Here is a 9,979-nt window from a genome sequence, read left to right on the forward strand (position 1 = left end):
CCTAGCAGAGCGCTTTCGCCACCGGTGTTCTTCCTGATATCTACGCATTTCACCGCTACACCAGGAATTCCCTCTGCCCCGAACGTACTCTAGCTTTGTAGTTTCCACTGCTTTTATCTAGTTGAGCTAGACTCTTTAACAGCAGACTTACAATGCCACCTGCGGACCCTTTACGCCCAATCATTCCGGATAACGCTTGCATCCTCCGTATTACCGCGGCTGCTGGCACGGAGTTAGCCGATGCTTATTCCTCAGGTACCGTCATTTTTTTCTTCCCTGAGAAAAGAGGTTTACAACCCAAGAGCCTTCCTCCCTCACGCGGTATTGCTCCGTCAGGCTTTCGCCCATTGCGGAAAATTCCCCACTGCTGCCTCCCGTAGGAGTCTGGGCCGTGTCTCAGTCCCAGTGTGGCTGATCATCCTCTCAGACCAGCTACTGATCGTCGCCTTGGTAGGCTTTTACCCCACCAACTAGCTAATCAGACGCAAGCTCTTCTTCAGGCAGCAAGCCTTTCACCTCTCGGCACATTCGGTATTAGCCACCGTTTCCAGTGGTTGTCCCGAACCTGAAGGTAGATTCTTACGCGTTACTCACCCGTCCGCCACTAAATCCCTAAAGATTCCGTTCGACTTGCATGTGTTAAGCATACCGCCAGCGTTCATCCTGAGCCAGGATCAAACTCTCCATTTTGGTTCGTTCTTTTTAGCTCTTTCAACCGTTTTTACAACCACGGTCAGGTTATTTTCTTTTTCTGACGCAGGGTACTTGTTGTATACTGGCTTTCAAACTATAATATTTTCAAGGTTCGGTGCGCTTTCGGCGTTGCTTTGTTTGGCTTCGCTCTCCGGCACTTATTTAATATATCGAACCTACTTTAGTTTGTCAACTACTTTTTCAAACTATTTTTACTCCTGTTTATTTTTTTTGGTTGTAATTGTTGTGGGTTAAGGGTTGTGGGCGTTAATATTTCCGAGATTTCTGTCCGGTGAGTGGTATTTTTGATTTGTCTGAGTTTGTTGAGTTCCATCTCTGGTATTTTTTTGAGTAATTACGGAATGAGAAACAATTATTGGTAGTGTTGAGTGGATATAGAGATTAGATGATGATATGAAGAGTTCAGTGGCTGTACTACCACCGTTTTTGGTGCTGGATCAATTGTTGCAAAGTTGGTTGTTGGAGGATATTGGTAGAGGCGATCGCACTACTCAGTCTCTATTATCCCAAAATCCAACGAGAGGAAAGGCTAAGTGGATCACGAAAGCACCGGGAATAATTGCTGGTTTACCGATTGCGGCTAGGGTGTTTCAGCTTTTGAATCATCAAGTTGATTTTTTGAATATTACCGCTGAGGGAGTAAAGTGTGAACCAGGACAGGTAGTAGCGGAAATTAACGGTTCACTGGATTCGCTGTTAATGGGTGAAAGGGTGGCGTTGAATTTGGCGATGCGGTTGAGTGGAATTGCCACTCTGACTAATATATATGTAGAAAAAATTGCTGACTTACCTGCTCAATTGGTGGATACGCGCAAAACTACACCAGGGTTGAGAATTTTGGAAAAGTATGCTACTGCTTTAGGTGGTGCGATTAATCACCGAATGGGCTTAGATGATGCGGTGATGATTAAGGATAATCATATTGTCGCGGCTGGAGGAATTGGAGAAGCTGTTACCCGCATTCGTTCTCAAATTCCTTATCCTTTGACAATTGAAGTAGAGACGGAAAATTTAGAACAGGTGCGGGAAGCTTTACAGCATAAAGCCGATATTATTATGTTGGATAATATGCCTTTGGATATGATGAGTAAGGCTGTATTGTTGATTCGTGAAGAAGATAGTCGGGTGAAAATTGAGGCTTCAGGAAATGTAACCTTGGAGACCATTCGGGCTGTGGCGGAAACTGGTGTTGATTATATTTCTAGCAGTGCGCCAATTACTCAGTCTAAGTGGTTGGATTTGAGTATGAGAATGGGTTAATAACGTAAGTTGCTAGTGAGGGAAATTGTCAGAATCAGGATTTACAGGATTTAAGGATGAACAGGATTAAGACTGAGATTTTATCACCAATTAACAATTACCAGCCCTAACTATGACTAGGAAGTTGGGTTAATAGAGAAATTTAGAAATTCTTTTGACAGCAGTTTCTAATGTTTCTGGTTTCTGCACCAATGCAAAACGAACGTATCCTTCACCAAATTTACCAAATCCGACACCTGGGGAAGCCGCTACACCAGTTTGTTTAACTAATTCGGTGCAGAATTCTATGGAATTTTGACTCCATTTAGGGGGTAATTTTGCCCAAATGTACATTGTGGCTTCTGGTGTGGGAACGTTCCAGCCGATGCTGTGTAAGGCTTTAATGAAGGTGTCGCGGCGTTGACGAAAAATCTTAACAGCAGATTTTACACCATCTTGGGGTCCTGTGAGAGCAGCGATCGCTCCGTTTAAAATTCCCAAATATTGATTAAAATCAACGGTGGCTTTGATTTGCTTCAAGGCTTGAATTAATTGTGGATTACCAATTGCATAACCAATACGGAAGCCGCCCATATTATAAGACTTAGACAGGGTAAAAAATTCAATAGAAACGCTTTTTTCGGGGTCAGCTTGCAAAATTGAGGGAACAGGGGATTTTGGATTTTGGGTTTCTTCTGCGAAAACTAAATCAACGTAGGGGAAATCGTGAACAAGAACTATATTATGTTGTTGACAAAAAGCTACGGCTTCTTTGAAGAAAGATAAAGGGGCGATCGCACTGGTAGGATTATGAGGATAGCTTAAGACCATCAACCGCGACTGAGCTAAAACAGTGACGGGAATATCACTAAAAACTGGTAAAAAATTATTTTCCGGTTTTATTGGCATTGGGTAAATTTGACCACTCGCCAAGTATACTCCACCTGCATGGGAAGGATAACCAGGATCTAATAATAGGGCAAAATCGCCGGGATTAAGCACGGCTAAAGGTAAATGGGCTGTTCCTTCTTGAGAACCAATTAGAGGTAAAACTTCAGTTTCTGGGTCAACTGGGATACCAAATTTTTGCTCATACCATTGGGCTGCGGCTTGACGGAAACTCTGAGTACCACGAAATAATAAGTAGCCATGAGTGCTAGGATCATGGAGAGATTGAGCGATCGCTTCAATGACATGATCTTGGGCAGGTAAATCTGAAGAACCCAAAGATAAATCAATTAATTCTCTTCCAGCAGCCAAAGCTATAGACTTGGCTGTGTCCATATCCGCAAATACATTAGATTTTAAGGGTTGTAACCGGGTTGCAAATTGCATTTTAGTCATTAGTCATTGATCATTAGTCATGAGTTAGTGATCAAAAACTATGGAGTGTTGATCACTAACCGATAACTAATTAGTATTTAAATGCTTATCCAAAAAACCGAGTAATTTATCTTTACCAATTACTCCCTCAACAGATTCTAATAGTTGATCTCCTTTGACTAACCTCAGAGCGGGAAGACCTTCTACCTGATATTGCTTGACAGTGAGTGGATTGGGGTCAGTTTCCATTTTCACAATTTTCAGGCGATCGCTATAAGTTGTAGCAGCCGCGTTAATTACTGGTGACATCAATTGACAAGGACCACACCAGGAAGCCCAAAAATAGACTAATACAGGCTGCTCGGCTTTTAACACTTCCGTTTCAAACTCAGCATCAGTGATAGTGATTACACCCTTGTTCATTATAGTCTCCATAAAGTAGCATAAATTAATCAAGTTCGTTTACAAAATACTTTATCCCAATCTGAGAGTCAGTTGTTATAACATTTTGGATTTTAAATTTTGAATTTTAGCTAATCAAATACTTACATTATCAGATTTTTATCTTGAACTTGGTCAAAATCATTTTGAAAATTGGGATTAGATTTACCAATCATCAATTACTAATGAAGCGAAATCCCACAACGTGAGATGTGTGGGATTAACTGAATTGAATTATCTGCAAAAACTACAGATTATCCAATTGTTTACGTAGGGCTTCCAATTCAGCATCAACTGGTTCAGTAGATTTAGCTGTACTGGTTGATTGGGTCGGAGGTGCAGTGTTTGTTTGCTCTGGAGTTAGGAGTTTTGGTTCTGGAGCAGGTGCAAGCGATGCTTTCAAAGCAGCCAATTCATCATCAACATCGCTACCAGATTCCAATTGTGCAAATTGAGTTTCTAAATCTGCACCTGCTAACTCGGCTGATGACTGAGCGCGAGCTTCTTGCATCAAAACTTTTTCTTCCATCCGCTCAAAAGCAGACATGGCACTACTGGTACTCATACCACTAACCATACCTTGGAGTTGCTCTTGGGCTTTGGCTGTAGTAATCCGAGCTTTGAGCATTTCTTTTTTAGTCTTAGCTTCAGAAATTTTGCTCTCTAACTGGATTAAATTACGTTTGAGGGTTTCAACCTGAGTAGATTGTTGATCTAAACTGGCTTTTAGGGCTGCACTGGTATCAGTATAAGTTTTTTTGCGCTCTAAAGCTTGACGCGCTAGGTTCTCATCACCTTTTTGAATAGCGAGTTGAGCGTTGCGTTGCCACTTATTAATTTCATTTTGTCCATCATTATACTGTTTCTCAGTCCGTTTTTGGGCAGCGATGGTTTGGGCTACCCCTTGACGCAACTTCACCATATCCTCCTGCATTTCCAGGATGGCTTGCTCCAGCATTTTTTCTGGATCTTCGGCTTTACTGACCAAATCGTTTAGGTTAGCACCAACAACTCGTTTAAGGCGATCAAATAATCCCATAAATTTATTTTTCCTTTCGAGGTTTACGCGCTTGGTTAGATAGTTAGCTTTTTTACTATATTAATAGCTACCTATTCCAATGTAGTCTTTCCAGTCTGGATTACTATCTTCTTTTCTATTCTGAATCATCAACTTATCAATTAGCTATATTAACCAACCAAACTTATAGTTCTGGTGCTTTCGGTAAATTTTTCCTGGGTTGAGAATTTTCCCCTTGATCTAGCAGAGAAGTTTTCATGGCTGCGAGTTCCGTATCAATATCATGATCAGAATCTAAAGATGCAAATCGTTTTTCCAGATCATCTCCACCCAGTGTACTAGCAACTTCTGATTGTGCTTCTATCTGTAAAACTTTTTCCTCCATTCGTTCTAATGCACTCATACTTGATGTAGCAGAAGATCCAGTTAACATTTCTTGGAGTCTATAAGAAGCTTCGGCCGAACGAGCGCGAGCAATATACATATCTTTTTTAGTTTTTACCTCAGCCAATTTCAATTCTAGAGTCCGCATATCCTGCTTCCATTTAGCTACGACATCTTTGTGCTGCTGAATTTGGCTAATTAAGGTTGTCGCAGTTTGTTGATAAAATTTGCGTTTGGTGAGAGCTTCTCGCGCTAGAGATTCATTACCCTGTTGGAGGGATAATTGGGCGCGACGATACCATTCTTCAGATTGGGATTCTGCCGCTGCTGCTTGGCGTTCTGTGCGCTTTTGGGTAGCGATCGCTTGAGCTACTCCTTGACGCAATTGTACCAAATTCTCCTGCATCTCCATGAAAGTATTTTCCAGAATCTTTTCTGGATCTTCTGCATTGCTAACTAGACTATTAAAATTAGCGCGAATCACCCGCAGAATACGCTTCATCACTTCCATGTAGGCTCTACCTTGACCATTTACCGGACTATGAGGTTTTTTTCACTTTTGAATTCAGAAAATCTCAGCATGATATTTTTAATCTAGCCATTCTCAATCATATAGCAATTGCCAAGGTGTTCAATGAAAAAATTCCCTTCACCTTTGGCAATTATGGCTGCTGTACTCGGCCTTTGATACCTTTAGCTTCTAGTTCCTGTAATCTGCGCTTAACATCATCTTTAGTTTTTAAAGCACCCAAATAAATAAATTTTTGATTTGGTGATAAATAAGCATCAGAAACTACTTGTCGTGCTGCTGCTAAAGTCTGATCACCTTGATGATCAGCAATAATGTAATAGTACCCATTGGCTGACGGTTTCACATCTTCTATTGGGGGTAATGAGGCAGATGTGGGCATGGGTAGAGGTGTGGATAGGACTCTACTAGGTAGAGGGGGAAGGGTTGGTAAGGGAGAAATAGGCTTTATGGGTGGTTGAATAGCTAAAGGAGTTGATGTAATTTGGGGCGTTGGTCTCACCTTTGGTGTTAAACCTACTATATCTTTAGGATCTCTGACTTGGCGAAATTCTTGGGTAGCTAAATTAGGATATTTGGCTATGGGTGTGACGCTTGACTCATTACTAGGTGGGATTTCTGTATTTTCAGCAGTTGGTAATGAATCACTGTTAAGTAATTTGCTTAAATTCAACTGAGGTAAATTTTTGGGATTTAAGACAACATAGCCTAAAGCTAAACTTGCTAATAATAACAACAACATTGAACCAATACCCACAGGTGATAACACACTATCGCGGGAATAGGGAGAAGTAGGAATTTTTGTTTTTTCTGCTGTCAAACTCCGCAATAGTGCTTCACTAGATTCTAAATAATCATCTGGTTCTTTGGGAGTATCACTTGTTTGCAGAAGCGTGGGATTGTCAGCGGGTTGAATTTTGGTGATAACTAGACTGCTGCTCAATTTTTCTGAGTTTGGAGAAGTTGGGTTTTCCTCTATTCCCTGAGAAGGAAATTTCTGAGCAGAATTAAATACTTCAGTCTCAGTAGTTGGTAGAGGATTTTCAGAAGGAATGGTAGGAACATTTGGTAATTGAATATCGTTTAACAGGGCTGTTTTTTCATATCTAATGTAACTTTCTACACTTCCTGCCGTTTGTTTTCGAGCCGTCTTGCGTGTGCGTCTGTATCGGGTTAATTCTTGATCTAACTGCACTTCTAAACTAGCCAGGGCTGTAGTGAGGACAGGGTTTAAAGCTACCTTTTGAGAGGATCTAGCCGAATCTATCAGGGGATTTGGATTCATTGGTTAAGATGGTGTAATGGTAAATAAGTCAGTGGATTTTTAATATACTAACGAAAATTATTTGTAAGTATTCAGTTATTTTACCCAAGTTGCTAGTTAGAAGTATGGCTGACATCATGCGCCTTTTGCTGATTCCCAAACTAGTAACTTATCGTTAGTGGCTATGAGGTATCCGCTAACCGCTAAATGCTAACAATAGTAAAAATACTGGCACAATATGTCTTTTAAATCAATTAATCATGTTTTAGGTAATATTGAACGGTCAGCACAATGGCAAGAGCAACTATTTCCGCGGTTACTCAAGTGTTGGGTAGAAGTTGTAGGTAATCCAGTTGCTGCTCAAACTCGTCCTTTATCAATTCAGCGTGATGTAGTGTGGGTAGCAACTTCCAGTGCTGCTTGGGCGCAAAATTTAACCTTTGGACGGAAAACTATACTCATGAAATTAAACCATAAGCTGTCTACGTCCTTAGTAGATATTCGATTTTCGACAGCAGAGTGGAATAGTTCATCAATAACGGGAACACAAACAACTGTTTCTGCATCAGAACACCCCAGTTATGTCGCTGATGATATGACGGCAGTGAAAGTTACACCCAATCGTGAAAATGCCCTGGGCGCTTTTGAAAATTGGGCTAAAATCATGCAAGTGCGATCGCATGGTCTCCCTTTATGTCCCCAATGTCAATGTCCCACTCCACCTGGTGAAATCGAACGCTGGAATGTTTGTTCTCTCTGTGCTACTAAGCTGTTGGAGTAGACTTTCTAGATATTGATAGCAGTATTTAGGTCTTGCTGAATCGTTAAATAAATTAGGTTCTAAAAAGTAATGTTACATCTTTCAAAAGTAGGGTTTTCAAACCGTTGACAAATCTAAAATCCCACTTTTAACCTTGATCCCCAATAAGTTTTAGACAAAAACCAATATGTACGCACTCTAAAAATGATTTACAAATATAACAAGAATATAAAGACATCCTAAAGTTTTTTTACAGATAATTATGGCTATAACCCATATCCAATAATAACTTTTTGCCCTTCATGCCTATTTTGCCCAAGCAGCAAAATATAGAAATGTGATAATTAGTCCTACACGGCACTGAAGATGAAGCCACATGAAATCAATTAAGCGTCTAACATCTACCTGTCGATATTGTCGTCATTACCAGCCAGAGGGTCGCCGTGGTGGTATGTGCGAAAAGTTGAGCGCACCAGTCCAAGGGGTTTGGAAAGCTTGTCCTTTCGCGTTACCAGCGTTTGCTCCTTCATGGGAAACTTTAGAAGATGCTTGGAGTTTACCAGTAGCCAGACCTGTTTTGTCGGCTTCTCAAACTCTTCCGTCTGAGTTAGACAATCTTACAGTGGCCTCCGTTGAAGATATTCCTACTTCCGCTGCACAAGAGGTAGAAAATCAGAGGGCGCTAATTTACAAAAAATTTCAGCAATCAACAGTTAGCAATCAGCAGTAAAACTGAGAAAAAAGTCTTTATAACTAGATTTTTGACTAGATTTACCTACAATATACCGTAACCACCTATTGTTACTGTAATTAATTTCCTGTAAAGCAGAAATAAGATTTGACTTTAAATTTTTGAGTGTTGCCAATTTTGATATCTTTAGAAATCGCACCTGTCAGGAAGGTGCGATTTTGATATATGTCTAAGGTAGCCAAGGAAAATCCCGAAAATTCGGGGGACGTTTTTCTAAAAATGCTTGTTTTCCTTCTGCTCCTTCTTCTGTCATGTAATAGAGGAGGGTAGCGTTACCGGCAAGTTCTTGTAACCCCGCTTGTCCGTCACAGTCAGCGTTAAAGGCGGATTTGAGACAACGAATCGCAATGGGGCTTTTTTCTAAGACTTCTTGCGCCCATTGTATACCTTCGGTTTCTAGTTCTTCTATAGGAACGACGGTATTAACTAAACCCATTTCTAAAGCTTGTTCAGCATTATATTGACGACACAAAAACCATATTTCTCTGGCTTTTTTTTGTCCGACGATTCTGGCCAGGTAACTTGCACCAAAACCACCGTCAAAACTACCAACTTTGGGGCCTGTTTGTCCAAAAATGGCGTTATCGGCGGCAATAGTCAAGTCACAGATTAAATGTAAAACATGGCCTCCGCCAATAGCATAGCCTGCTACTAAGGCAATAACTACTTTCGGCATGGAACGAATGAGACGCTGTAAATCCAAGACGTTTAAGCGAGGAATTCCAGCATCATCTACATAACCAGCTTGTCCGCGTACACTTTGATCACCACCTGAACAGAAAGCGTATTTACCATCTGTATGGGGTCCAGCACCCGTAAATAGGACTACACCAATACTTCTATCTTCACGAGCATCCCAAAAGGCTTCGTATAGTTCAAATACGGTTTTAGGACGGAAAGCGTTACGTTTGTGGGGACGGTTGATGGTGATTTTGGCGATACCGTCGCTTTTTTGATAGATGATGTCTTCGTAGGTTTTGACGGTTTTCCAGTCTATTTGCATGGTTATAGGTGGGTTGATTGTGCTTGAAAATTTTATCGCGGATAAGGAGCAAATGAAAAAAGAGACAAACACTAATTTTGAAAATATTTATAGCGTTTCCTAGTCTACTAAGATACAAATTTATCTGCGTTTATCCGCGTCCATCATCTTCTATCTGCGGTTAATTCTTTCCTTATGACAAGTCAATAGAATAAAATAGAATTGTTGTGGACAGCATAGCCAGAAGAAATAAGAGAGAATGATGATTCAACCAAAATTAATTTTTAGCATATTTTCTATTATTACTTTTTGGCTGATTTACCAAAAATTTTACGCTGTTGGTTTAATTGAAAGTTGTTTTAGTCCAGTGAATTTTGATAAAGCTCTTAGATATATTCGTTGGAAAGATCCCATTTCTAAAATTGGCAAGATTTTAGTAAATGGCTATATTGTGAAAGTAAATGAAGAAAATGAAATTGTTTTTAAGAATAAAAAAGAAACCTATACAGTTTTTAAAGTCAATCGTGAAAGAGGTATTACTATTGTTTCCATAAAGTCGAAAAGGTAATCTACA

The 9,979-nt window shown here is 40.3% G+C and carries 10 protein-coding genes and 1 rRNA gene; 4 read left to right on the forward strand and 7 right to left on the reverse strand.

Translation table 11 applies throughout. The annotated features are described in order from the left end of the window. Positions 1–690, reverse strand: a 16S ribosomal RNA gene (locus FJR38_RS20000); the annotation flags it as partial. A 417-nt stretch (positions 691–1,107) separates the two neighbouring features. Here FJR38_RS20000 and nadC point away from each other — a divergent pair. Next, positions 1,108–1,974: a carboxylating nicotinate-nucleotide diphosphorylase gene (gene nadC / locus FJR38_RS20005; RefSeq protein ID WP_168499199.1), complete on the forward strand. Its 867-nt coding sequence runs from the start codon at positions 1,108–1,110 to the stop codon at positions 1,972–1,974. A gap of 129 nt (positions 1,975–2,103) precedes the next feature. Here nadC and FJR38_RS20010 read toward each other — a convergent pair whose 3' ends face one another. From FJR38_RS20010 to FJR38_RS20030, 5 genes are all read right to left on the reverse strand, one after another. Next, positions 2,104–3,297, reverse strand: a complete 1,194-nt coding sequence (locus FJR38_RS20010; RefSeq protein ID WP_174764067.1) for an LL-diaminopimelate aminotransferase — start codon at positions 3,295–3,297, stop codon at positions 2,104–2,106. 66 nt (positions 3,298–3,363) lie between these two features. Continuing rightward, a complete protein-coding gene (locus tag FJR38_RS20015; protein ID WP_168539003.1) occupies positions 3,364–3,699 on the reverse strand; it encodes a co-chaperone YbbN in 336 nt (111 codons plus the stop codon). A 265-nt stretch (positions 3,700–3,964) separates the two neighbouring features. Beyond that, positions 3,965–4,756, reverse strand: coding sequence for a PspA/IM30 family protein (locus FJR38_RS20020; RefSeq protein WP_168539005.1), 792 nt, complete (start codon positions 4,754–4,756; stop codon positions 3,965–3,967). 163 nt (positions 4,757–4,919) lie between these two features. Beyond that, positions 4,920–5,630 carry a PspA/IM30 family protein gene (locus FJR38_RS20025; RefSeq protein WP_168539007.1) on the reverse strand — a complete coding sequence of 237 codons (711 nt, stop codon included), beginning with the start codon at positions 5,628–5,630 and terminating at the stop codon, positions 4,920–4,922. A gap of 151 nt (positions 5,631–5,781) precedes the next feature. Then, positions 5,782–6,933, reverse strand: coding sequence for a hypothetical protein (locus FJR38_RS20030; protein ID WP_174764068.1), 1,152 nt, complete (start codon positions 6,931–6,933; stop codon positions 5,782–5,784). 217 nt (positions 6,934–7,150) lie between these two features. On the opposite strand from FJR38_RS20030, the gene FJR38_RS20035 reads away from it, so the two are divergent. Then, positions 7,151–7,693 (forward strand): DUF721 domain-containing protein, encoded by a 543-nt coding sequence (locus FJR38_RS20035; protein ID WP_168539009.1) that lies wholly within the window; start codon positions 7,151–7,153, stop codon positions 7,691–7,693. A 355-nt stretch (positions 7,694–8,048) separates the two neighbouring features. Continuing rightward, a complete protein-coding gene (locus FJR38_RS20040; protein WP_168539011.1) occupies positions 8,049–8,402 on the forward strand; it encodes a hypothetical protein in 354 nt (117 codons plus the stop codon). A gap of 190 nt (positions 8,403–8,592) precedes the next feature. Here FJR38_RS20040 and menB read toward each other — a convergent pair whose 3' ends face one another. Further along, on the reverse strand, positions 8,593–9,426 hold the full coding sequence (menB, locus tag FJR38_RS20045; RefSeq protein ID WP_168539013.1) for a 1,4-dihydroxy-2-naphthoyl-CoA synthase: 834 nt from the start codon (positions 9,424–9,426) through the stop codon (positions 8,593–8,595). A 238-nt stretch (positions 9,427–9,664) separates the two neighbouring features. Between menB and FJR38_RS20050 the strand changes: the two genes are divergently transcribed. After that, positions 9,665–9,973: a hypothetical protein gene (locus FJR38_RS20050; RefSeq protein ID WP_168539015.1), complete on the forward strand. Its 309-nt coding sequence runs from the start codon at positions 9,665–9,667 to the stop codon at positions 9,971–9,973. The last annotated feature ends 6 nt before the right edge of the window (positions 9,974–9,979 follow it).

The sequence above is a fragment of the Anabaena sp. UHCC 0253 genome, assembly GCF_009712085.1.
GTDB lineage: Bacteria > Cyanobacteriota > Cyanobacteriia > Cyanobacteriales > Nostocaceae > Dolichospermum.

What these genes read in the sequence shown, in the direction of transcription:
- nadC (WP_168499199.1), top strand. Translation starts at nt 1,108, where the DNA reads ATGAAGAGTTCAGTGGCTGTACTACCACCGTTTTTGGTGCTGGATCAA.
- FJR38_RS20010 (WP_174764067.1), bottom strand. Translation starts at nt 3,297, where the DNA reads ATGACTAAAATGCAATTTGCAACCCGGTTACAACCCTTAAAATCTAAT.
- FJR38_RS20015 (WP_168539003.1), bottom strand. Translation starts at nt 3,699, where the DNA reads ATGAACAAGGGTGTAATCACTATCACTGATGCTGAGTTTGAAACGGAA.
- FJR38_RS20020 (WP_168539005.1), bottom strand. Translation starts at nt 4,756, where the DNA reads ATGGGATTATTTGATCGCCTTAAACGAGTTGTTGGTGCTAACCTAAAC.
- FJR38_RS20025 (WP_168539007.1), bottom strand. Translation starts at nt 5,630, where the DNA reads ATGGAAGTGATGAAGCGTATTCTGCGGGTGATTCGCGCTAATTTTAAT.
- FJR38_RS20030 (WP_174764068.1), bottom strand. Translation starts at nt 6,933, where the DNA reads ATGAATCCAAATCCCCTGATAGATTCGGCTAGATCCTCTCAAAAGGTA.
- FJR38_RS20035 (WP_168539009.1), top strand. Translation starts at nt 7,151, where the DNA reads ATGTCTTTTAAATCAATTAATCATGTTTTAGGTAATATTGAACGGTCA.
- FJR38_RS20040 (WP_168539011.1), top strand. Translation starts at nt 8,049, where the DNA reads ATGAAATCAATTAAGCGTCTAACATCTACCTGTCGATATTGTCGTCAT.
- menB (WP_168539013.1), bottom strand. Translation starts at nt 9,426, where the DNA reads ATGCAAATAGACTGGAAAACCGTCAAAACCTACGAAGACATCATCTAT.
- FJR38_RS20050 (WP_168539015.1), top strand. Translation starts at nt 9,665, where the DNA reads ATGATGATTCAACCAAAATTAATTTTTAGCATATTTTCTATTATTACT.